Annotated in this window: 21 protein-coding genes; 9 read left to right on the forward strand and 12 right to left on the reverse strand. The window is 61.4% G+C overall.

What is annotated here, in order from left to right:
• Positions 1-22: 22 nt before the first annotated feature.
• The 3 genes from OHJ17_RS14475 to OHJ17_RS14485 all read right to left on the reverse strand — a co-directional run bounded on the left by OHJ17_RS14475 (position 23) and on the right by OHJ17_RS14485 (position 4,204).
• Positions 23-1,075, reverse strand: a complete 1,053-nt coding sequence (locus tag OHJ17_RS14475) for an AbrB family transcriptional regulator (RefSeq protein ID WP_004183734.1) — start codon at positions 1,073-1,075, stop codon at positions 23-25.
• 101 nt (positions 1,076-1,176) lie between these two features.
• A complete protein-coding gene (gene tyrR / locus OHJ17_RS14480; protein ID WP_002901979.1) occupies positions 1,177-2,718 on the reverse strand; it encodes a transcriptional regulator TyrR in 1,542 nt (513 codons plus the stop codon).
• Between the two features lie 172 nt (positions 2,719-2,890).
• Complete coding sequence (locus tag OHJ17_RS14485) at positions 2,891-4,204, reverse strand: 6-phospho-beta-glucosidase (protein ID WP_114505184.1); 1,314 nt, start codon at positions 4,202-4,204, stop codon at positions 2,891-2,893.
• 158 nt (positions 4,205-4,362) lie between these two features.
• Between OHJ17_RS14485 and OHJ17_RS14490 the strand changes: the two genes are divergently transcribed.
• On the forward strand, positions 4,363-5,217 hold the full coding sequence (locus OHJ17_RS14490; RefSeq protein ID WP_024623007.1) for a LysR substrate-binding domain-containing protein: 855 nt from the start codon (positions 4,363-4,365) through the stop codon (positions 5,215-5,217).
• Between the two features lie 89 nt (positions 5,218-5,306).
• On the opposite strand, the gene OHJ17_RS14495 is transcribed toward OHJ17_RS14490, so the two are convergent.
• The 6 genes from OHJ17_RS14495 to pspA form a co-directional block, all read right to left on the reverse strand.
• On the reverse strand, positions 5,307-6,368 hold the full coding sequence (locus OHJ17_RS14495) for a TIGR01620 family protein (protein ID WP_032432935.1): 1,062 nt from the start codon (positions 6,366-6,368) through the stop codon (positions 5,307-5,309).
• Positions 6,365-7,762 (reverse strand): YcjX family GTP-binding protein, encoded by a 1,398-nt coding sequence (locus tag OHJ17_RS14500; protein ID WP_002901917.1) that lies wholly within the window; start codon positions 7,760-7,762, stop codon positions 6,365-6,367. The genes OHJ17_RS14495 and OHJ17_RS14500 overlap by 4 nt, the downstream gene beginning before the upstream one ends.
• Before the next feature lie 102 nt (positions 7,763-7,864).
• On the reverse strand, positions 7,865-8,083 hold the full coding sequence (gene pspD, locus OHJ17_RS14505) for a phage shock protein PspD (RefSeq protein WP_002901915.1): 219 nt from the start codon (positions 8,081-8,083) through the stop codon (positions 7,865-7,867).
• A 28-nt stretch (positions 8,084-8,111) separates the two neighbouring features.
• Positions 8,112-8,471 carry an envelope stress response membrane protein PspC gene (gene pspC / locus OHJ17_RS14510; protein ID WP_002901913.1) on the reverse strand — a complete coding sequence of 120 codons (360 nt, stop codon included), beginning with the start codon at positions 8,469-8,471 and terminating at the stop codon, positions 8,112-8,114.
• Positions 8,471-8,695, reverse strand: coding sequence for an envelope stress response membrane protein PspB (pspB, locus tag OHJ17_RS14515; protein WP_002901911.1), 225 nt, complete (start codon positions 8,693-8,695; stop codon positions 8,471-8,473). Before pspB ends, pspC begins: the two co-directional genes overlap by 1 nt.
• Positions 8,696-8,750: 55 nt before the next feature.
• Positions 8,751-9,419 (reverse strand): phage shock protein PspA, encoded by a 669-nt coding sequence (pspA, locus tag OHJ17_RS14520; RefSeq protein WP_002901908.1) that lies wholly within the window; start codon positions 9,417-9,419, stop codon positions 8,751-8,753.
• 152 nt (positions 9,420-9,571) lie between these two features.
• Here pspA and pspF point away from each other — a divergent pair, with 152 nt between their 5' ends.
• Positions 9,572-10,561, forward strand: a complete 990-nt coding sequence (pspF, locus tag OHJ17_RS14525; RefSeq protein WP_020802484.1) for a phage shock protein operon transcriptional activator — start codon at positions 9,572-9,574, stop codon at positions 10,559-10,561.
• Here pspF and OHJ17_RS14530 read toward each other — a convergent pair.
• Together OHJ17_RS14530 and OHJ17_RS14535 are read right to left on the reverse strand one after the other, a co-directional pair.
• Positions 10,552-11,943, reverse strand: a complete 1,392-nt coding sequence (locus OHJ17_RS14530; RefSeq protein WP_023341379.1) for an MFS transporter — start codon at positions 11,941-11,943, stop codon at positions 10,552-10,554. The genes pspF and OHJ17_RS14530 overlap by 10 nt on opposite strands.
• A 25-nt stretch (positions 11,944-11,968) precedes the next feature.
• Positions 11,969-13,138 carry a M20 aminoacylase family protein gene (locus tag OHJ17_RS14535; protein WP_023328659.1) on the reverse strand — a complete coding sequence of 390 codons (1,170 nt, stop codon included), beginning with the start codon at positions 13,136-13,138 and terminating at the stop codon, positions 11,969-11,971.
• Between the two features lie 171 nt (positions 13,139-13,309).
• On the opposite strand from OHJ17_RS14535, the gene OHJ17_RS14540 reads away from it, so the two are divergent.
• A complete protein-coding gene (locus tag OHJ17_RS14540) occupies positions 13,310-15,619 on the forward strand; it encodes a helix-turn-helix domain-containing protein (RefSeq protein WP_032432934.1) in 2,310 nt (769 codons plus the stop codon).
• Here OHJ17_RS14540 and OHJ17_RS14545 read toward each other — a convergent pair.
• Entirely contained in the window at positions 15,598-16,428 is an 831-nt protein-coding gene (locus tag OHJ17_RS14545; RefSeq protein ID WP_019705465.1) for a helix-turn-helix transcriptional regulator, read from the reverse strand. The genes OHJ17_RS14540 and OHJ17_RS14545 overlap by 22 nt on opposite strands.
• Before the next feature lie 107 nt (positions 16,429-16,535).
• On the opposite strand from OHJ17_RS14545, the gene OHJ17_RS14550 reads away from it, so the two are divergent.
• The 6 genes from OHJ17_RS14550 (at position 16,536) to sapF (ending at position 23,063) form a co-directional block, all read left to right on the forward strand.
• Positions 16,536-17,444 carry an SDR family oxidoreductase gene (locus OHJ17_RS14550; protein WP_004190601.1) on the forward strand — a complete coding sequence of 303 codons (909 nt, stop codon included), beginning with the start codon at positions 16,536-16,538 and terminating at the stop codon, positions 17,442-17,444.
• A 333-nt stretch (positions 17,445-17,777) separates the two neighbouring features.
• Complete coding sequence (gene sapA, locus OHJ17_RS14555; RefSeq protein ID WP_016947420.1) at positions 17,778-19,421, forward strand: ABC transporter substrate-binding protein SapA; 1,644 nt, start codon at positions 17,778-17,780, stop codon at positions 19,419-19,421.
• Positions 19,418-20,383 (forward strand): putrescine export ABC transporter permease SapB, encoded by a 966-nt coding sequence (sapB, locus tag OHJ17_RS14560; RefSeq protein ID WP_002901816.1) that lies wholly within the window; start codon positions 19,418-19,420, stop codon positions 20,381-20,383. The genes sapA and sapB overlap by 4 nt, the downstream gene beginning before the upstream one ends.
• A complete protein-coding gene (gene sapC / locus OHJ17_RS14565) occupies positions 20,370-21,260 on the forward strand; it encodes a putrescine export ABC transporter permease SapC (protein ID WP_004151901.1) in 891 nt (296 codons plus the stop codon). Before sapB ends, sapC begins: the two co-directional genes overlap by 14 nt.
• The gene (gene sapD / locus OHJ17_RS14570; RefSeq protein ID WP_004140266.1) at positions 21,260-22,252 is read left to right on the forward strand and encodes a putrescine export ABC transporter ATP-binding protein SapD; all 993 of its coding nucleotides are present in this window, start codon (positions 21,260-21,262) and stop codon (positions 22,250-22,252) included. Before sapC ends, sapD begins: the two co-directional genes overlap by 1 nt.
• A 1-nt stretch (position 22,253) precedes the next feature.
• Positions 22,254-23,063 carry a putrescine export ABC transporter ATP-binding protein SapF gene (gene sapF, locus OHJ17_RS14575; protein ID WP_004140269.1) on the forward strand — a complete coding sequence of 270 codons (810 nt, stop codon included), beginning with the start codon at positions 22,254-22,256 and terminating at the stop codon, positions 23,061-23,063.
• The last annotated feature ends 16 nt before the right edge of the window (positions 23,064-23,079 follow it).

Consider the following 23,079-nt stretch of genomic DNA (forward strand, 5'->3'; position numbering starts at 1 on the left):
GCCCTCGCTCTGCGAGGGCTTTTTATTGCCGCGGCGCATAGCGGGAGATAGCCCGCGCCATCGCCGGGCCGGTCAGCAAAATGGTAAACAGCCGCAGCGTCTGTAGCGCCATAATAAACGACATGTCCGCCCGGGTGCCGGCGGCGATAATCGCCACCGTGTCCAGCCCGCCGGGGCTGGTGGCCAGATAGGCGGTCATAAAGTCCATCTGCAGAATGTGGGTCAGGGCAAGGGCCATCAGGGCGCACATCAGGATCAGTCCGATGATGGAGGCGATAATCTGCGGCAGCGTCTTGAGGGCCAGCAGAAAAATGGCTTTATTAAACTGGAGCCCCACCGTCCAGCCCAGCACCGCATAGGCCATCGCCAGCAGCCACTCCGGCAGCTCCAGCATCAGCCAGCCGCCGCCCTGGGCCAGGGCGCCAAGCAGCATCGGCAGCAGCATGGCCCCGGAGGGGATGCGCAGCCGCATGCCCAGCCAACAGGCCACCGCCGTCAGCAGCAGCGTGAAAGGGAAATTCAGGGTCAACGATGGAAACCAGACAATATCCTGAGTCATCTCCTGTGCTTCATTGCCCAGGGCATAGCGCACCACCAGCGCCGCCGCGCCGACGACAAACAGCACCCGCAGATACTGCATCAGCGCCACCAGCCGCACATCGGCCCCGTACTCCTGGGCCATCACCACCATTGCCGACGCGCCGCCGGGAGAGCTTCCCCAGGCGCCAGTGGCGCCCGGCAGCGCGCTGTAGCGGACCAGCAGCCAGCCGGTAAGGCCGCTTATCGCCAGGGTGGTCAACAGGATCGCCAGCACCAGCGCCCAGTTGTTGAATAGCACGCCAAAAACAGAGGGATTAATCGCCCGGGCGATCATGCAGCCGACGATGGCCTGCGCCGCCAGATAACAGGGGCGAGGGATGCTCAACTTCACCCCGCGCAGGCTCAAAATGAGACCGGCGATCAGCGGCCCCAGCAGCAGCGCTGCCGGCAGGTGTATTCGTAACAGCAGCGAGGAAAAGAGAACAGAGAGCAGCAGCAATATCAGCCAGTGCCCGATCGCGCGACGCGACGCCAAGATGCACCACCCCGGAAAAAGGATTAAAAAACCAGTATATACAGGTTTGGCCCGCTTTGCAGGCCGGGATGCCGGCGACGTGGGTCGCCGGCCTGGCGGGATTATTCGTCGCCCTTTTTCTGACTCAGACCATATTCACGCAGTTTATTGGCGATGGCGGTATGCGACACCCCCAGCCGCTTCGCCAGCTTACGTGTGCTGGGGTAGCTGCGATAGAGCTGGGTCAGCACCGAGCGCTCAAAGCGGCGGGTGATGTCGTCCAGCGACCCTTCCATGGCCTCCTCGCCCACCGGCAGCGAGGCGACGTCATGGTCCGGCAGCAGAATGTCCTGTGGACGCAGCTCAAATCCTTCCAGCTGGGTCAGTGCGCGATAGACGGCATTCTTCAGCTGGCGGACGTTGCCGGGCCAGCTGTAGCGGGTAAGCACCGTACTGAGATCGGCAGAGAGCTTCGGCCGCGGGATCCCCTGCTCGTCGGCAAAGCGGGCCACGAACAGCTCCGTCAGCGGCATGATGTCCTGCGGGCAATCGCGCAGCGGCGGCAGATACAGCGTCAGGACGTTGAGGCGATAGTAGAGATCTTCGCGGAAAAGCCCTTTCTGCACCAGCTCGATCAGGTTTTTCTGCGTCGCGCAGATCACCCGCACATCGACGTGCACTTCATGATCCTCGCCAACGCGGCGGAAGGTGCCGTCGTTGAGAAAGCGCAGCAGCTTAGTCTGCATCCGCGGCGACATCTCGCCAATTTCATCCAGCAGCACCGAGCCGCCGTTGGCCTGCTCGAAGAAGCCCTTCTTGCCCTGCAGCGCGTCGCCAAACAGCTCGCTCTCGACCGCGTCCTCGGGAATGGAGCCACAGTTGAGCGCCAGATAGGGTTTGCCCGCCCGCGGACTGGCCAGATGGCAGGCATGGGCCAGCAGATCTTTACCGGTGCCGGTGTCGCCGACAATCAGCAGCGGCGCGCTGAGCATCGCCAGCTTGCGCGCTTGCTCCACCACGTGGCGCATTTTCGGCCCCACCGCGAGGATCTGACTGAAGGCGCTGGTATCCTGGCTGGTCATGGTCTGCAACTGGCGTCCCATGCGCACGGTTGAGCGCAACATCGCCACGGCGCCGGTCAGCACTCGCTCGTTATGCTCGCCTTCCAGATAGACCGGAGTCACTTCCAGCAGGTAGTTCTGCCCATTCACCACCACATGCTCCGCATGCGTCTCCTGCGGGCTGCTCTCCAGCCAGCGCTGAACGTTAAAATCGGCGATCAGCTGGGCCACCGGGTGGTTACGCAGCTTCGCCTGGCTTTGGCCAAACAGCAGGCAGCTGGCGGGGTTCGCCAGTTCCACCCGACCTTTGGTATCCAGCGACAGCACCGGCTCCGGCATCGCTACCAGCAGCGCGCTGAGCGCCAGGTGTTCACGTTCAGACGGCATCCAGGGCACGGTGCGCACGTCCGTCACGCCGGCGATACGGCGGATCTCAGCCATCAGGCTGCTGAACGTGGCGAATTCCAGTTCGGCGAAATTGAGGTAAATTCGGCCAATAGGGTCAATATCGATACCGCGCAGGTCAATACCGCGCAGCACCAGCAAATCGAGCAATTCACGAGTCAGACCGAGACGGTCTTCACAAAAGACTTCAAGACGCATGGGAGTGTTCACCCTAAAAGTGCCAATGACGGGAGAATAATAGGCCAGGAATAGGTTTTCGGGAAGCTAACTGTCAACAATTATTGACAGTGTGGCGGAAAAATGGGCGCTGTGGCGTAAAGTCAGACGGTCAGTGGTTAAATCACCGGCCAGGCGGCCGGTGAGTCTTGGGTCAGGCGTGGAAAGCAGGCAGCCACTGACGGTTCTCAGCGATCACCTCATCCAACGCCAGTTCGAGCTTCTCGCCGCTGACGATCAGCGGATTCAGCATCAGAGCACGCCATGCGGTGTGGCGGTTGCCGGTGAGCGCGGCCTCGATAGTCAGCCGTTCAAATGATTTCATCAGCTGCAGCAAACGCAGGGTATCTTCCGGGAACGGCGCCACATTGAGAGGTAGCGGACCAGAAGCGGTAATCAGCGAGCTGACCTCTACCGCGCAGTCATCCGGCAGGCCATTGATGGCGCCGTTATTACGCGTATTGACGTGCATGATAATCCGCTTGTCGTTGTAGATGGCATTCATCAGCTCGCAGGCCGCCTCGGAATAGTACTGGCCGCCGCGCCCTTCCTGCGCCTTCGGTTTGACCGCCAGGTGAGGGTCGCGGTACTGGTCAAACAAGATTTTTTCCAGCTGCTTAACCACTTCCCCGCGGGTTCCTTCGCCGCCCGCCTCCGCCAGCTCCTGGCGCAGCAGATCGTCTTTCATGTAGTAATAACGCAGATAGGCGCAGGGGATCATGCCTAAGCCCTGCAGCAGATGCGACGGCCAACGGAACGGCGGAATGTTGCGCGGCACCAGCGGATCCCGACCGGCGTTGATCTCGGCTATCACCTCCGGCAGCCATTCTTTACCTTTGTGCAGGATCTGGCGCACGAAGATAAAGTGGTTCAGGCCGGCGACCTGCATCACCACCTCTTTTTCGTCAGCGCATTGCAGCAGAGTGGTTATCCCTTTTTGCATAATCACCGGCACGTTACACAGGCCGACGGCTTTGATGCGGCTGTGGCGCAGGATCGCTTCGGTCACCATCCCCGACGGGTTGGTAAAGTTCAGCAGCCAGGCGTCGGGACACAGTCGCTCCATATCGGCAGCGATCTCCAGGGCGATGGGAATGGTGCGGCAGGCGTTGGCGAAGCCGCCGAGGCCATTGGTCTCCTGGCCGATCAAGCCATACTTGAGGGAGATACGTTCATCGCTGATCCGGGCGTCAAGGCAGCCGGCGCGAAACTGCGAGCAGACGAAATCGGCATCGCGCAGCGCGCTTTCCCGGTCAAGGGTGGCCACCACTTCAATAGTCAGCCCGGCTTTGGCGATCATTCGCCGCGCCAGTCCGGCGATAATCTCGACTTTCTCTTTGCCCTCTTCAATGTCCACCAGCCATAGCGAAGCGACCGGCATTTCGTGATAGCGGTTGAGCAAACCTTCAATCAGTTCCGGGGTGTAGCTGGAGCCACCGCCGATCACCACAATTTTGAGTCCTGACATGGTATACCTCGGTTTAGTTACGATATAACTATTTAAAACCGGCAAAACTGGCCTAACAAACGAATTAAATCGGCCTATGCATGAACTCAATTAATGCATAAGGGAGACAATCTGTGCTTGAGCAACAAAGCATCCTTGCGCTGCTGCAGACCTTTGAGGTGACCGCCCGCCACCTGAGCTTTACCCTTGCCGCGCATGAAATGAACCTTACCCAGGGAGCGGTCAGCCATCGGATCCGCAGGCTGGAGATGCACATCGGGTTTCGCCTGTTTATCCGCATGACGCGTAAACTGGCGCTGACAGAGGAAGGTAAGCGGCTGCTGGCGACGTTAAGCCATTCGCTGCGGGCGATTAACGATGAAATTGAGGATATTCGCGATCAGGATCTGCGCGGCACACTGCATATTGGTATTGCGCCGACGCTGGCCCATCTGTGGCTGATGCCGCGTCTGCCGCGCTTTCAGGCGCAATGGCCGGGACTGAATCTGCAGTTTCGCGTGCGCGCCGGGGTGATGGATTTTAACGAGGAGCGGGTGGATCTGGCAATTTACTACGGCGCCACGCGCTACCCCGATCTTTATCAACAGCGGCTGATGGCGGAAAGTTTGCTCCCGGTCTGCTCCCCGCGTTATCGCCAGCAGTATCGTCCGCTGAGCGGCGGCGACCCGGCGGCGCTCGTCTGGATCCATGCGTGCGAATCCACCGACGTACAGGATCAATTTGCGGAATGGCGCCTGTGGTGCCAGCACAGCGGACAGGCGTTACCTTTTGACGGCCGGTATTACGCGGTGAATAACCACTCGCTGGCCATCGAGATGGCGCTCAATGGACTCGGCGTGGTGATGGGGCGTAAAACGCTGATCCAGCCGCTGCTCGACGCAGGCAGGCTGGTGGCCTTGTCTGAAAATGAAGCGCCCTCGCCCTTTGGCTATGACCTGATTTGTCCGCAGGAGAACCGTTCCCGCCCGCGCTTTCGCGCCTTCAGCGAGTGGCTGGCGGCGGAATGCGCCTAATCGAATATTGCCAGGGTGCGCGTGCCAGAGCTTGACTTCGAAGGCCGGGCAAGGCGAAGCCGCCGCCCGGCGATGTCTCTGAGCGGAGGTTACTTCTCCGGGCGGGTTTTGCTTTTCTGCAGGGTCTCTTTCAACTGCCCAATCAGCTCGCGACGAAAATCGCCGAGTCGCGGTTTATCATCGGCGATCCACGGCAGCGGGCGGCACAGCTCCATCGCCTTGATCCCGAGACGGGCTGTCAGCAGACCGGCGCCAATGCCCTGCGCGGCGCGCGCCGACAGCCGGGCCGCCAGATCCTGCGACATCCAGTCCATGCCCACCTCGCGCACCAGTTCGCTGGCGCCAGCGAAAGCGATATTGAGCAACACCAGGCGAAACAGTCGCAGACGGCTGTAATACCCGAGCTCAATGCCGTACAACGTGGCAATTCGGTTGATCAGCCGCAGGTTCCGCCAGGCGATAAACGCCATATCCACCAGCGCCAGCGGGCTGACGGCAATCATCAGCGTCGACTCCGCCGCCGAACGGCTGATTTCCCGCCGCGCCTGGGCATCGAGCACCGGCTGCACCAGCTGCGCATAAAGGCTCACCACTTCGCGATCGCTTTGCGTTTCGTGGATCGCGGCATACCAGCGCTGCAGCGCCGGATGCGACTTATCCAGCCCGGCCTGCTGCGCCAGCTTCTCACAAAACGCTTTCGCTTTACCGACCGCGTGACTGTGCAGCATATCGCGCGCTTCATCGCGTTCGTGGGCGCGCTGGCGCAGTCGCCACAGACGGCGCCACTCGGTGGCTACAGATCCGACGCCGGCTCCGACGATCAGCGCCCCGGCGACGCAGCCGCCCAGCGCAATCCAGTCCTGGGTCTGCCAGGCGTTAGCCGTCCATTGCACGCCTTGCGCCACGACGCTGACGCCGAAGATCGCCAGTCCGGCGCTGACCATCCGCCGCCACAGGCTGCGTTTGGGTCGCAGGACCGACTCCACCACCGCTTCCGCCGCCCCCTCTTCCTCTTCGCCGGTCACCAGCCGCGCTGGCGCGAAGTTGTCCGCCTCCAGGGTGTCGAAGGCGCGAGCGCCTTTCAGCGGCGGAATTTTCTCCGCTTGCAGCGGCCCATCAAAATCAATCCGCGGTTTTAACGGTTCGCTCATCGCAGTTTATCTCCAATCAAAAATTCCAGCGCCGCGTCGAGACGAATGTGCGGCAAAGGCCGATCGACATCCATGACCTGCGGACGAAAGTTTTCAAACTGAAATCCCTGCTGCTGCCAGAAGGCCTGGCCCGGCAGGCGCGCCGGCACCTCTCCGGGATAGATGGTCAACGGCTGGCCGTCGCTCAGGCGATTGCCGCGCAGGGCGGGAATTTTCTCGCCATTCACCTCAATCAGCCCGCTCTGGGTCGCCTGAATAGACGCCAGCCCCAGGCAATCCATACTGATCCCTTCAAAGGCGGCGTTCTGCCACGCGTCCTGAATCAGTTGCTGCAGGAGCGACACCATATTGCTGTGCTGATCGATCGTGACGTGATCGGCTTTGGTAGCGGCAAACAGCAGCTTGTCGATAACCGGCGAAAACAACCGGCGGAACAAGGTGCGCTGCCCGTAATGGAAACTTTGCATCAGCTGGGTCAGCGCCAGGCGCATATCGTTAAACGCCTGCGGCCCGCTGTTGAGCGGCTGCAGACAGTCCACCAGCACAATCTGCCGGTCGAAGCGCAGGAAGTGCTCTTTGTAGAACCCCTTCACCACCCTTTCGCAATAGTATTTGTAACGTTCGCGCAGCATGCCGGCGTTGCTGTGTTTATCGGCCTGCGCCAGCTTGGCTTCGCCGACGGCGTCGACGTCGGGCCACGGGAAAAACTGCAGCGCCGGCGCGCCCGCCATTTCTCCGGGCAGGACAAAGCGCCCGGGTTGGATAAAGTGCAGCCCTTCACGCTTACAGGCGTGGAGATAGTCCGTCCAGGCGGCAGCGATATCCGCCAGCCGAGCCTCGTCGGCAGGGGCTAGCGGATCCAGCCCGGCGCACAGCTGCCGCCAGCGGGCCGACCACTCCGCACGCTGTCCCTGCAGGAGCCCGGTCATCTGTCGCGACCAGCTCAGATAATCCTGCGCCAGCATCGGCAGGTCGAGCAGCCACTCGCCCGGATAGTCGACAATCTCCAGATACAGCGTGGAGGTATCTTTAAAATGGCGCAGCAGGGAGTCATTCGAACGGTAGCGCAGCGCGAGACGGATCTCGCTCACCCCGCGCGTCGGGGTTGGCCACATGGGGGGCTGGCCGTACAGCTGGGCCAGCCCTTCGTCGTAGGTGAATCGGGGAATGCCAAAGTCCCGCTGCGGCACGCGCTTGACGCCGAGCAGCCGCTCTTCGCGTGCGGCGCTCAGCAGCGGCAGGCGGGCGCCGGTGTGGATATTCAACAGCTGGTTGACCAGCGCGGTGATAAACGCCGTTTTACCGCTCCGGCTCAGGCCGGTCACCGCCAGACGTAAATGCCGGTCAACCCCGCGGTTGACCAGCGCATTCAATTCAGTTTTCAGTCGCTTCATCGCCAGTCCGTTATGCCCTGAAGGTATGTCTCGTCATCATAAGCGATCTGCCGGGGATAAGCAGGACAACGTTAATCCTTTTGCGCCTTCCCCACGGCGGCATTATTTCATCCCGCGCGTGACGCGGTTGGCCAGCCGGCTGAGCAGCGGCTCCAGCGCCACCGCCAGCAGCATTTTCAGCGGCCGACGCGCGACCGATTTAACCGCCCAGCCGGCAACGCCCGCCGGGCCATAACGCAGCGCGGTCAGCAGCGCCAGCTTACCGACGATTTTCAGACCGGGCTTCACCTGCTGCCCGGCGCGTTGCCATTTGCTATTCATGCGTTGCCTCATTCGTTAGAAACAGGGTTTACAGCTGGCGAAAGCGGCTGCGCAGCGTAAAGGTGTCGGAGGTCACATACCGCTCCATTTCACGCAGACGCTGTTCACCGGAGGCCAGTTCGGCATCCACGGCGGCCAGCAGATCGCCATTGCTCGGCGCTTTATGACCGTACAGCTCGCTGTCCGGTATCGGATCCAGAGCAAAAGTCAAAATGATGTAGGCCACCAGGACAAAGAAAAAGAGGCCGAAAATCATCGCCAGCACGGTAATCAGACGCACCAGCTTCACCGGGACATCAAGATGCTGAGCAATACCCGCGCAGACGCCCTTTACCATCCCGCGCTGCGGGATACGCCACAGTTTTTTATTCAGATCCAGCCCGGCCATTATTTGTCCCTCCAGTTCGGATGTTCGGCGTCCAGGATCGCTTCCAGCGCCTGAATGCGTTCGCGCATCCGCTTCGCGTCATCGGTCAACTGCAGCAGCCGTTGCTGCTCATTTTGCGTCAGACTACCGTTGGCGCCGCGATTGTTGTAGTGCAGCCACAGCCAGACCGGCAGAACAAACAGCACAAACAGCGTCAGCGGAATGGCGAGAAAAAGCATGCTCATGTGTACTCCTTACAGGGGGTGAGCCGCGGCGCAACGCCGCGCCGCGCAATCATACTTACTGGTTGGACTGATTCATTTTGGCTTTCAACGCCGCCAGCTGCTCGCTGATTTCATCGTCCGCTTTCAGTTCGGCAAACTGCTGATCCAGCGTCTGCTGCTTGCCAAAGCGGTGGCTCTCCGCTTCCGCTTCCATCTGATCGATGCGACGCTCAAAAGATTCAAAGCGCGCCATCGCCTCATCCAGTTTACCGCTGTCCAGCTGGCGACGCACATCGCGGGACGAACTCGCCGCCTGATGGCGCAGCGCCAGCGCCTGCTGACGGGCGCGGGTTTCGCTGAGTTTGTTCTCCAGCTCGCCAATCTCTTTTTTCATCCGCGCCAGGGTTTCATCCACCAGCTGCACTTCATGATCCAGCTGAGCGATAAGGTCGGTCAGCTTTTGTTTTTCGATCAGCGCCGCCCGGGCCAGATCTTCTTTCTCTTTGCGCAGGGCCAGCTCGGCTTTTTCCTGCCATTCCGCCTGCTGGGCGACCGCCTGCTCAATACGACGGGACAGCTGTTTCTTTTCCGCCAGCGCGCGGGCCGATGTCGAACGCACCTCAACCAGCGTGTCTTCCATCTCCTGGATCATCAGACGCACCAGCTTTTGCGGGTCCTCCGCTTTCTCCAGCAGGGAGTTGATGTTGGCGTTCACGATGTCGGCAAAACGAGAAAAAATACCCATAATTTCAATCCTCATAGTTCTGGTTTCAGGCATTCACCTGTGGCTTAGCTAATACAAATGGCGTGCCAACTTTTTATCTTATTGATTTTAAACAGGGTGGTTGCGAAACGTGCTGGGCATTGCTACAGTCACCTGGTTAATTACACTACTTAATGGCGAAATTCATCATGGCGCAGTACAAGGATAATCTGCTGGGCGAGGCCAACAGCTTTCTCGAGGTGCTGGAACAGGTTTCCCGGCTGGCCCCGCTGGATAAACCAGTGCTGGTCATCGGCGAGCGCGGCACTGGGAAAGAGCTTATCGCTAACCGTCTCCACTACCTCTCCAGCCGCTGGCAGGGGCCGTTTATCTCGTTGAACTGCGCGGCGCTGAACGATAATCTGCTCGACTCGGAGCTGTTCGGCCACGAAGCCGGGGCTTTCACCGGGGCCAGCAAGCGCCATCCCGGGCGCTTCGAGCGCGCCGACGGCGGGACGCTGTTTCTCGATGAGCTGGCGACAGCCCCAATGCTGGTGCAGGAGAAGCTGTTAAGAGTGATTGAATATGGCGAGCTGGAGCGCGTGGGCGGCAGCCAGCCGCTGCAGGTTAACGTCCGGCTGGTGTGCGCCACCAACGCTGACCTGCCGCAGATGGTCGAGGAAGGTCATTTTCGCGCCGACCTGCTCGACCGCCTGGCCTTCGACGTGGTACAGCTCCCCCCGCTGCGCGACCGGCAGAGCGACATCATGCTGCTCGCCAACCAGTTTGCCATCCAGATGTGCCGCGAACTCGGTCTGCCGCTGTTTCCCGGCTTTAGCGAACGAGCGACCGCGACGCTGCTCGGCTACCGCTGGCCGGGGAATATTCGCGAACTGAAGAACGTCGTTGAGCGCTCGGTGTATCGCCACGGCGACAGCGAACATGAGCTGGACGCGATTATTATTAACCCTTTTCGTCAGTCCCCCGGCTCTCCGCCGGAAGCCGCGCCCGGCGATGAGCTGCCCGCGCTACCGCTGGATCTGCGCAATTTCCAGCTCCAGCAGGAAAAACGCCTGCTGCAGCGGAGTCTGGAGCAGGCGAAGTATCATCAGAAGCAGGCGGCGGAGCTGCTGGGATTAACCTATCACCAGCTCCGCGCGCTGCTGAAAAAGCATCAGCTGTGAGAGGCGCGCGGCAGCAGCAGCGCGCTCACCGCCATCGCCCCCAGACATAAGACGGCGTTAAACCACAGGGCATACTGGGCGGCATGGGCCATGCCCAGCGGTAAAAACAGCGCGAAAAGTGACGCTGTCACGGCGATACCCATCGCCCCGCCCAGCGAGCTGCCCATCTTATAGATCCCCGAGGCGACGCCGATTTTGTTCTCCGGGGCATTGGCCACCGCGGTATCCGTCGACGGCGTGGCGTAGCAGCCCAGCCCGAGGCCAAACAGTACGTTGCTGGCGAACACCACCCCGATATACAGCGCCTTTTCGAGAAAGGTGCAGGATATCAGCGCGATGGCGATAGCGGTCAACACCGGACCGGCTATCATCGGCAGCCGGGCGCCATAGCGCTGCAGCAGCTTCTCGCCGACCCGGATCATCGCCAGGACGGTCACCAGATAGCCGAGGGTCATCATCCCGCTCTCCAGCGGCGTCAGGTGGTGCCCTTGCTGCAGCCAGATGCTGGCGATCATCATGGTGCCAATCGCTCCATTGAGCAGAAAGTTCGACAGCACTGCCGCACCGTAGGCCCGGTTACGAAACAGCGCAAAATCAATCAGCGCCGCCTCGCCTTTGCGCATGCCGTTGCGGATAAATATCGTCCCGGCCGCCAGCGCCCCGGCCAGCATGGTCAACGACAGCGGGCTGCTCCAGCCCCAGCCGTGGCCCTTGCTGATAAACAGATTCACCAGCACCAGCGCAACAATCAGGCTCAGCAGACCGCCGACGTCCAGCTTATGCTGGCTGGCGCTGGCGCTGCGGCTCTCCGGCGTGCCGCGCAGCAAAAACAGCGCCAGCAGGGCAACGGCGATCGAGAAGACGAAGATCCAGCGCCAGCCCAGTCCGGTGGCGATAGCCCCGCCAACGAAGGAACAGAGACCGCTGCCGCCCCACGAGCCGATGACCCAGAAGCTGACCGCCCGCTGCCGCGCACGCCCCTCATACCAGGTCTTAATCAGCGCCAGCGTCGCCGGCATAATGCAGGCTGCCGACAGCCCCTGCAGCACCCGGCCGGCCAGGAACAGCCCCGGTCCCTGAGCGACCACCAGCATGGCGCTGCCGACGATACTCAGCCCCAGCCCGAGGGTGGTCATCCGCATCCGGCCAAACTTGTCCGCCAGGCCGCCGCTGGCGACCACGAAGCAGCCGCTGAACAGCGCGCTGAGACTGACGGCCAGAGTTAAGGTTTCAAGAGAGATATCAAGGCTGCTTTTCATCGCCGGCACCACGTTAATCACCGACTGGGCGAACAGCCAGAAGGTTAAAACGCTTAACACAATCCCCACCAGCAGGCGATCGTTGCCGACAAACGGGGTGTCGCTTATTGTGACAGTGCTCATCGCATGGCCCTCCCGTTTCTCGTGATTAGCGCAGATAGCGTTCCGTCAGGCCACACCACAGCGCCGCGCCGGTCAGCAACAGCGCGTCGTTGAAGTCATACCCCGGGTTATGCACCATGCAGCGATCCGGCTCATCGCCAGCGCCGATGGTGAAATAGCTGCCATGCGGGTGCTGCTCCAGCATGAAGGCAAAATCTTCACTGCCCATAAACGGCTTCACCTCGCCCACCTGCCCTGCGCCAAACAGCGCTGTCGCCACCTCCCGCACCATGGCGTTCGTCGCCGGATCGTTACGCAACACCGGACTGCCGTTGACGTGGGTCAGCGTGGCGGTGGCATTGAAGCTCTCCGCCTGGGCCACGGCGATATCATGGATCCGCTGCAGCACGGTCTCGCGCACCTGCTCATTGAGGGTGCGCACCGTGAGCTTCATCAGCACGTGATCGTTAATGATATTGGGCGCATGACCGGCCTGGATGCTGCCGACGGTCACCACCGCCGGTTCAAACGGGGTGATATTGCGCGAGACAATGGACTGTAGCGCGAGGGTAATATGGCAGGCCACCAGCGTGGCATCCACCGTATGCTCCGGCACCGCGCCGTGGCCGCCAACGCCCTTCACTTCAATATGCAGCGTATCGGAGGAGGCCATCATCGCCCCGTCGCGCAGGCCGATCTTGCCCAACGGCTGACCCGGCATATTGTGCAGGCCGAAGATGGCGTCGCAGGGGAACTGATCAAACAGACCGTCCTCGACCATTACCCGCCCGCCGTACAGCAACTCTTCCGCGGGCTGGAAAATCAGCTGCAGCGTGCCGGTAAACTGCCGGGTGCGCGCCAGATATTCAGCTGCGTAGAGCAGCGTGGTGGTGTGCCCGTCATGGCCGCAGCCGTGAAAGCGCCCTTCAACCTGGCTTGCCCACGGCTTACCGCTCCGCTCCTGCATCGGCAGGGCATCCATATCCGCCCGCAGGCCAAGGCGTTTTTTCCCCTCGCCGACGCGCAGCGTGCCCACCACTCCGGTGCCCGCCAGGCCGCGGTGAACCTCGTATCCCCACTCGCCAAGCAGTCGGGCGACCTCGCTGCTGGTCTGGTGCTCTTCAAAGCCGATCTCCGGCTGCTGGTGGAACCGACGACGCAGAGCAATAAATTGCGCCTCGTTAACCTGCAATGCTTCTAGCAACGGATGTGTCATTTTTGTTATTCCTGTGTTGTGTTTGCACGACACTTTCGAGTTTATGCGGGTGCCTCAGCTTGCAGGCGCGCTTTTTTGTTTTATATTGACGAAAAATCAATGAGTGTTTTTCATACATATCGGTTATGACAAAAAACAACCGGTTGTTTTTTGTCTACAGAGGAGAGTCATGTGGAGCACCATTCAGGCGACTTTAGCGTCACCGTACGCGATGTGCGTCAGCTGACCCAGCCGGAAAGCGATCTGCTGACGCTGCTGTGGGTGCTGGAGGGAAGCGTAAATCTGGCGGTGGCGGAAGGTGCGTCGCAGCCGCTCGCCGCCGACGGGCTGGCGATCGTTAACCGCAACCGTCGCTGGAGCCTGCGCAGCGCCGGGGCCAACGCCGTGATGATCCTCACCCTCTCCGCCAGCTGGCTGGCCCGCCTCGATAATGCCTTTTTTGCCGTCGATTACCAGATAACGCCGCGCACCCGGGATGCCGATGACGGCCTGCGCCGCCTGATGCGCCAGCTGCTGGTGAGCGGCCTGGTCAATCATCCTGGCCATTACCGACTGGAGGCCAACCGCTGGCTGAGTGAGATAGCGCTGCTGCTGGCCACGCGCTTTAGCCAGCCCATCGCCTCCACGCCCCGGCGCGATACCGAAAAATGGAGCCGGAGAATAGCCAGCGTGGTGGCGCGGATCGACGCTAACTATCAGCGTCGCCTCTCGTTGCAGGAGGTAGCGGCCGCGGAATTTGTCTCCGAGGCCTGGCTGTCACGCTTATTTCGCAAAGAGGTCGGGGTAAGTTTTGTCCAGTACCTCACCGCGCTGCGCCTGCGCCACGCCGCCGACCAGCTATTAACCACCCGCAAAACCGTCCAGCAAATCGCCCGCGAACAGGGATTCGCCAGTACGCGAATGATGAGCGATTTGTTTAAGCGCCAGCACGGCGTGACGCCGCGCCAGTATCGTGAACAGCATCCTCTGGAGCTTGCCCGACCGCGCCCGCCGCAGGCCGATCGCTGGCAGCCGGTGGCGGCCGACCGGCTGTATGCGCGACTCAATGAGCCGGAACCACGCGACCGGGAAAGTCCCCCCCTGCCGATCAACCCACCGCAGACCCGGGAGATCAATCTGCGCGATCGTCCAGCGCGCCCCGCAGCGCTGCGCCATACCCGGATGGTGGTGACCGTGCGCGAACTGGACGATCTGCTGCGTGAAGATGTGCGCCGGGAACTCGAACAGCTGCACCACGCCCTGCCGGTGTATGCCATCGATATCAACGATCCCTTTCTCAGCAGTCGGCTGTTCGGCACCGGCTGGGACGATCCGCAGATGGCCGGCTACGCCTGCTGGTACAACCTGCAGCAGATTTTTAGCTGGCTGGCGGCGATGGGCTGGCAGGTGATCCTGCACACCGGCGTCACCACCCGCAGTGACCTGCTGCAGCGCTTCCTGCAGCTCGCCGCCAACCATTTTCCGCCAGCCACGCTCAACAGCTGGCGCTTTGTCTGGCACTGGTCGCCGCAGGCCAGCGAAGCTGCGCGCCAGGCCGCCTGGCGGCAGCAGCGCGGGGTCCTTCATCGCCTGCTGCCGCAGCCGCAGCTGGGGATCTGGCACCGCTTTGCTCCCAGCGATCCCGGGAACGATCCGCTGTTCCACTCGCCGCTGCTGGCAGAGGCGGATTTTCTCGCCTGCCAGGCAGATGCCAACGAACAGCTGGATCTGGCCCAGGCAGACAGCAGCCGCCTGGCCTCCAGCGAACATTACCCGCTGCACAAGCTGCGGCAGATCCACAGCGCCCTGCGCCAGCGTCAGCTCAACCTGCCGCTGTGGCTGCTCTCCTGGAATACGCTGACTGGCGATACGCGGGATACCAACGGCCGCTTTTTTCGCGGCGCGCTGCTGATGGATAATCTGCTGGGGGTTGCGGACCAGGTCTGGCTGGCGGGCTTCTGGTTAAATTCAGGCCTCCAGGGCGAAGCTCGCGCCAACGGCAAGCTCGATACCTCCAGCCTGGCGCTGCACTATCTGCACGGCCTGCCGCGCCCGGTTTACTGGGTACTCTGGCTCTGGCGGCGGCTGCGCGGCGAGATCCTGGTTCACGATAAAAACCTGCTGCTGCTCCACCACCAGGGTCACTACCAGCTGCTGCTGCGCAATACGGTGGTCTACAATCCCTGGCTCTCCAGCGAAGCGGCCTTTATCCAGCGCTTCAGCCAGCCCTACAGCGTGCGGCTGCAGGGCCTGGATGGCAGCTGGCGCATCAAACAGCACCTGTTCGATCAGCACCACGGCGCGTTGTTCCCGCTGGTGGACGCCTTTCGCAGCCGCAGCGGCCCTGACGCCGAGGATTATCAGTGGCTGATGCATCAGGCCCGTCCGGCGCTCAGCGTGGATGAAGCCAGGCTCGATGGCTATTGGCTGCGGATCGACTCGCTGCAGAGCAATGCGCTGGTGCTGTACGAGTTTACCCCTCAGTCGCCCACAGCCCCCTGAAGTAAACCGTGAATTTTCCGCTGGCTCTCCGTCGTTGCCGGATTAAAGACCAGCAGGGAAAGATCGGGACGGCCTTCCACGGCAAAGGAGGTAAATTCCAGGTCGAGCGGACCCATCTGCGGGTGATTAATGCGCTTATAGCCCTCGCCGTGGCCGGCGACGTCATGGCTTTGCCAGAAACGGGCGAACTCGACGCTCTGCTGGCTGAGCTCCGCGATCAACTGGTCAGTTTCTTTCGTGGCGCCCATCCGCGTGACGTCGGCGCGGAAGGCGTTGACGATAAGCTGCCCCACCCTCTGCCAGTCCTCCAGAGTGCAGCGGGCCTCCGGCCGGGTAAACAGGCGGCGCAGCACGTTGCGCTCCGCCAGCGGCAGTTGGCTGTAGTCGGTCAGCACCCTGGCCGCCGGTGCGTTCCAGGCGATGACGTCCCAGCTGGCGGTGCGGATAATCGCCGGAATGGTGAAAGCGTCAAGCACCCGCTGCAGCCGCGGCGTCATATCATCCGTCACCGTCAGACGCGTCTGCGGCGGATGGCCAAAGGCGAGAATAAACAGATGCTCGCGCTCCGGGGTGGTCAGCCGCAGACCGCGGGCGATCCGCTCCAGCACCTCGCGGGAAGGCGCCCCGCCGCGCCCCTGTTCAAGCCAGGTATACCAGGTCGGGCTGATGCTGGCGAGCTGCGCGACCTCTTCGCGGCGCAGCCCCGGGGTGCGCCGGCGTCCCGCCGGGAAGCCAAACGTTGCCGGATCGAGACGCTGGCGGCGGGCGCGGAGAAAATCGCCTAAAGCATGGTTGTCAGAAGTGTTCATCATCTGCCTGTGGGTTCTGCCTGTTAGAATTTATACCCCGATAATGTCTCTACTTTTATAGTATGACATCGCAGGTAGGATACGCCTGAAACCCATTCAGGAGATCCATGATGCGTATATTTCTTACCGGCGCGAGCGGATTTATCGGCTCACGTATTCTTCCGGCGCTGCAGGCGTCGGGCCATCAGGTTATCGGCCTCGCGCGCAGCGAAAGCACCGCACAGGCCCTGAAGGCGGCCGGCGCCGAGGTGCATCGCGGCACGCTGGATGCCCCGGAGTCGCTGCTGGCTGGCGTCGGGAACGCCGACGCGGTGATCCATACCGCCTTCGACCACGACTTCAGCCGCTTTGCCGCTAACTGCGAGAAAGACCGCCAGGCGATCCTGGCCCTGGGCCAGGCGCTGCGAGGCAGCACGCGGCCGCTGGTGATCACCTCCGGCACGCTGATGGGCGACGACGGGAGCGGCGCCCCGGCCCGGGAGTCGTTCTTCAACTCAGGGCACCCCAGCCCGCGCACCGCCTCAGAGCTCGCCGGCCAGCAGTTGCTGGAGGCGGGAGTGGATGTCAGGGTGGTCCGCTTACCGCAGGTGCATGACACCGTGCGTCAGGGACTGCTGACCTGCTACATCGAACGCGCGGTCGCCAACGGGGCGGTAGCCCTGCGCGGCGAGGGAAGCAACCGCTGGTCAGCCGCCCATGTCGATGACGTCGCACGTCTGTATGTCAGCGCGCTGCTTCAGGGCGCGGCCGGCGAGCGCTATCATGCGGTGGCCGAAGAGGGGATCGCATTACGCGATATTGCCGCGGTAATTGCCCACGGATTAAACCTGCCGCTGACCCACCTGGATGACTCGCAGGTCGACGCCTGGTTCGGCTGGTTTGCGCCGTTTACCGCCCTTGACCTGCGCGCCAGCTCGGCATGGACCCGCGAGCGCTTGCAGTGGCAGCCGGTTGGCCCCGGGCTGCTGGAGGACCTGCAGAACATGGACTATCATAAAGTGACACTGTCACAATAATCGAAACACGCTCCCCCTGTATCACACCCGACGGGTACGGCTAGTCGCCCGTCGGGTCATCGGCTTTCTCCCCGCTATACTGAATCTATTCTCTAGCGTCCGCACGTCGTCGCCGTTTGGTCAACCGCGGCCAAACAGAGCTGACTGGCGATATCGGCGATAAAAAGTTACCATGTTTCACTATACAGACTCGGTTCCGCGACTATTTTAATCAATTGACTGAATACTATACGCACCCGGTAACCGCATTATCCCTCAGGCTTGTTGAAGGCGGTGGTGAATGTCTATTAATCTTAATAAGATAGAGTTCAGCTCTATAATCAAACAGAAAATATGCGCCTGAAATTGTCATCTCTCCTGGCAGCCGTTTCCCTGCTGTGTGGGCCAGCTTTTGCCGCCCCTGCGCTCCCCGACCGCGCCGATATCCGCGATAGCGGTTTCGTCTATTGCGTCAGCGGCCAGGTTAATACCTTTAACCCGCAGAAAGTCAGCAGCGGCCTGATTGTCGATACGCTGGCCGCTCAGATCTACGATCGTCTGCTTGACGTCGATCCCTATACCTACCGGCTGGTCCCCGAGCTGGCGGAGAGCTGGGAAGTTCTCGATAACGGCGCCACCTACCGCTTTCACCTGCGCCGCCACGTCCCGTTTCAACGCACGGCGTGGTTTACCCCGACGCGGGACTTTAATGCCGATGACGTCATTTTTACCTTTGGCCGTATTTTTAACCGCGACCATCCGTGGCACAACGTCAACGGCAGCAGTTTTCCCTACTTCGACAGTCTGCAGTTTGCTGACAGCGTGGAGAGCGTCCGCAAGCTGGATAATCAGACCGTGGAGTTTCGCCTCAAGCGGCCGGACGCCTCGTTCCTCTGGCATCTGGCCACCCACTATGCGTCAATTACCTCTGCCGAATATGCCGCCCGCTTAATGCAGGACGACCGCCAGGAGCAACTGGATCGCCAGCCGGTTGGCACCGGCCCGTTCCAGCTATCCGATTACCGCTCCGGACAATATGTTCGCCTGCAGCGCCACCCCGGCTACTGGCGCGGCAAACCGTTGATGCCCCAGGTGGTGGTCGACCTTGGCTCCGGCGGCACCGGCCGCCTGTCGAAACTGCTGACCGGAGAATGCGACGTGCTGGCCTGGCCAGCCGCCAGCCAGTTGACGATCCTGCGTGACGACCCGCGCCTGCGCCTGACGCTGCGCCCGGGAATGAACATCGCCTGGCTGGCCTTCAACACCGCTAAGCCGCCGCTGGATAACCCTGAGGTGCGCCATGCCCTGGCGCTGGCGATTAACAACCAGCGCCTGATGCAGTCCATCTACTATGGCACCGCGGAGACGGCGGCGTCCATGCTGCCGCGGGCCTCGTGGGCCTACGATAATGACGCTAAAATTACCGAATATAATCCGCAGGAGGCCCGCGCCCGCCTGAAAGCCCTGGGGCTGGAAAACCTGACCCTCAAGCTGTGGGTGCCCACCAGCTCGCAGGCGTGGAATCCCAGCCCGCTGAAAACGGCGGAGCTTATCCAGGCGGATATGGCGCAGATTGGCGTTAAGGTGATTATTGTGCCGGTAGAGGGACGTTTCCAGGAGGCGCGCCTGATGGATATGAGCCACGACCTGACGCTCTCCGGCTGGGCGACGGACAGTAACGATCCGGACAGTTTCTTCCGACCGCTGCTGAGCTGCGCGGCCATCGCCTCGCAAACCAACTTTGCCCACTGGTGTAACCGGGAGTTTGACGACGTGCTGCAAAAAGCGCTGCTCTCGCAGCAGCTCTCCTCGCGGATGGACGCTTACAAAGAGGCGCAGCGGATCCTCGCCCGCGAACTGCCGGTCCTGCCGCTGGCCTCGTCGCTGCGGCTGCAGGCCTACCGCTATGATATGAAAGGCCTGGTGCTCAGCCCTTTCGGTAACGCTTCGTTCGCTGGCGTATCGCGGGAAAATACCGAAGAGGTGAAAAAGCCATGATTATTTTTACCCTGCGCCGTCTGCTGCTGCTGCTGATCACCCTCTTTTTTCTGACCTTTGTCGGTTTCAGCCTGAGCTATTTCACCCCTCATGCCCCACTGCAGGGCGCTTCCCTGTGGAATGCGTGGCTGTTCTGGTTTGAAGGGGTGCTGCACTGGGATTTCGGCGTATCCAGCATTAACGGCCAGCTGATTTCTGAGCAGTTGCGCGAGGTTTTCCCGGCGACCATGGAGCTGTGCATCCTCGCCTTCGGCTTTGCCCTGCTGATAGGCATTCCGGTGGGGATGATCGCCGGCGTAATGCGCAATAAATGGCCCGATACCCTGATCAGCGCCGTCGCGCTGGTCGGTTTCTCGATCCCGGTCTTCTGGCTGGCGCTGCTCCTGACCCTCTTCTTTTCCCTGACCCTCGGCTGGCTTCCGGTCTCCGGTCGCTTCGATCTGCTGTATGAGGTGAAAAACGTCACCGGTTTCGCGCTGATCGACGCCTGGCTTTCGGACTCGCCGTGGCGCCATGAGATGATCGTCAGCGCCGCCCGGCATATGGTGCTGCCGGTATTGACCCTGGCGGTCGCCCCCACCACTGAAGTGATCCGCCTGATGCGCATTAGCACCAGCGAGGTGTATGACACTAACTATGTAAAAGCGGCCGCCACCCGCGGCGTGTCGCGACGCAAAATTCTACTGCGCCATGTGCTGCACAACGCCCTGCCGCCGGTGATCCCGCGTCTCGGCCTGCAGTTTTCCACCATGCTCACCCTGGCGATGATCACTGAGATGGTGTTCAGCTGGCCTGGACTGGGCCGCTGGCTGATCAACGCCATTCGCCAGCAGGACTACGCGGCGATCTCCGCCGGAGTGATGGTGATTGGCGCGCTGGTGATTATTGTCAACGTGATTTCCGATATTCTCGGTGCCATGGCTAACCCACTGAAACATAAGGAATGGTATGCCCTACGATAGCGTTTATCTGGAAAAGCGTCCGCCCGGCGCGCTGCGCACCGTATGGCGTAAGTTCTATGGCGACACCACGGCGATGATCGGTCTGTACGGCTGCGCGGGCCTGCTGCTGCTCTGCGTCTTCGGCGGCTGGTTCGCCCCCTACGGCATCGACCAGCAGTTCCTCGGCTACCAGCTGTTGCCGCCGTCGTGGTCGCGCTATGGCGAAGTCTCCTTCTTTCTGGGAACCGATGACCTCGGCCGCGATGTGCTGAGCCGACTGCTGAGCGGCGCGGCGCCCACCGTCGGCGGCGCTTTTGTCGTCACCCTCGGCGCCACGCTGTTTGGTCTGGTGCTGGGTGTGATTGCCGGATCGACCCACGGCCTGCGCTCGGCGGTGATGAACCATATCCTCGACACCCTGCTCTCCATCCCCTCGCTGCTGCTGGCGATTATCGTCGTCGCCTTTGCCGGGCCGCATCTGAGCCATGCGATGTTCGCCGTCTGGCTGGCGCTGCTGCCGCGCATGGTGCGCTCCGTCTACAGCATGGTCCACGATGAGCTGGAGAAAGAGTACATCATCGCCGCCCGCCTCGATGGCGCCTCGACGCTGAATATTCTGCTGTTCGCCATCCTGCCCAATATCGCCTCCGGCCTGGTGACCGAGATCACTCGCGCCCTGTCGATGGCCATTCTGGATATTGCCGCGCTGGGCTTTCTTGATCTCGGCGCCCAGCTGCCTTCGCCGGAATGGGGAGCCATGCTGGGCGATGCGCTGGAGCTTATCTATGTGGCGCCGTGGACCGTGATGCTCCCCGGGGCGGCGATTATGCTCAGCGTACTGCTGGTCAACCTGCTGGGCGACGGTATTCGCCGGGCGATCATTGCCGGGGTAGAATAATGCCGTTACTCGATATTCGTCACTTAACCATTGAATTTAAAACCAGCGAAGGCTGGGTAAAAGCCGTCGATCGCGTCAGCCTGACGCTGACCGAAGGCGAAATCCGCGGCCTGGTGGGGGAATCCGGCTCCGGGAAAAGCCTTATTGCCAAAGCTATCTGCGGCGTGACCAAAGACAACTGGCGGGTCACGGCCGACCGCATGCGCTTCGATGACATCGACCTGCTGCGACTGTCGAACCGCGAGCGCCGGAAGCTGATCGGCCATAACGTGTCGATGATTTTTCAGGAGCCCCAGTCGTGCCTCGATCCCTCTGAGCGCATCGGCCAGCAGCTGATTCAGAGTATCCCCGGCTGGACCTACAAGGGCCGCTGGTGGCAACGGCTGGGCTGGCGCAAGCGCCGGGCCATCGAGCTGTTGCACCGCGTCGGCATTAAAGATCACAAAGATGCCATGCGCAGCTTCCCCTATCAGCTGACCGAGGGCGAGTGCCAGAAGGTGATGATCGCCATCGCCCTAGCCAACCAGCCGCGTCTGCTGATTGCCGACGAGCCGACCAACGCCATGGAGCCGACCACCCAGGCGCAGATTATTCGCCTGCTGACGCGGCTCAACCAGAACAACAACACCACCATCTTGCTGATCAGCCATGACCTGCAAATGCTCAGCAAATGGGCGGATAAAATCAACGTCATGTACTGCGGGCAGACGGTGGAGAGCGGGCCCAGCGAAGAGCTGATCACCCTCCCACATCATCCCTACACCCAGGCGTTAATCCGCGCGATCCCGGATTTCGGTAGCGCCATGCCGCATAAAAGTCGCCTCAACACCCTGCCTGGAGCGATCCCGCTGCTGGAGCAGTTGCCTATCGGCTGTCGGCTGGGGCCGCGCTGCCCGTACGCCCAGCGGGAGTGTATCGAAACGCCGCGTCTTACCGGGGCGCGCAACCATCTGTACGCCTGTCATTTCCCGTTGAACATGGAGAAAGAGTGAAATGGTCGAAACATTGCTGGAAGTTCGCCAACTCAGTAAGACCTTTCGCTACCGCACCGGCTGGTTTCACCGTCAGACGGTTGAGGCGGTTAAACCGCTGAGTTTTACCCTGCGCGAACGGCAGACGCTGGCGATTATCGGCGAGAACGGCTCCGGGAAATCGACCCTCGCGAAGATGCTGGCGGGCATGGTGGAACCCACCAGCGGCGAACTGCTGATTGACGATCATCCGCTGACTTTTGGGGATTACTCCTACCGCAGCCAGAAGATTCGCATGATCTTTCAGGATCCGTCGACCTCGCTGAACCCGCGTCAGCGCATCTCGCAGATCCTCGATTTTCCGCTGCGACTGAATACCGATCTCGACGCCGAAGCGCGGCAGAAGCAGATAATCGACACCCTGCGCATGGTCGGTCTGCTGCCGGACCACGTCAGCTACTACCCCCATATGCTGGCGCCCGGTCAGAAGCAGCGTCTCGGCCTCGCCAGGGCGCTGATCCTGCGCCCGAAGGTTATCGTCTGCGATGAGGCGCTGGCCTCGCTGGATATGTCGATGCGCTCCCAGCTTATCAACCTGATGCTGGAGCTGCAGGAGAAACAGGGCATCTCCTATATCTATGTCACTCAGCACCTGGGAATGATGAAACACATCAGCGATCAGGTGCTGGTGATGCATAACGGCGAAGTGGTCGAGCGCGGCAGCACTGCCGATGTGCTGGCCTCGCCGCTGCACGACCTGACCCGGCGCCTGATCGCCGGCCACTTCGGGGAAGCCCTCACCGCCGACGCCTGGCGCAAAGACGGGAAATAGCTGGCAGGCAACGGCA

It is taken from the genome of Klebsiella sp. KP20-425-1 (genome assembly GCF_025813515.1).
GTDB classification, from domain to species: Bacteria; Pseudomonadota; Gammaproteobacteria; order Enterobacterales; family Enterobacteriaceae; genus Klebsiella; species Klebsiella pneumoniae.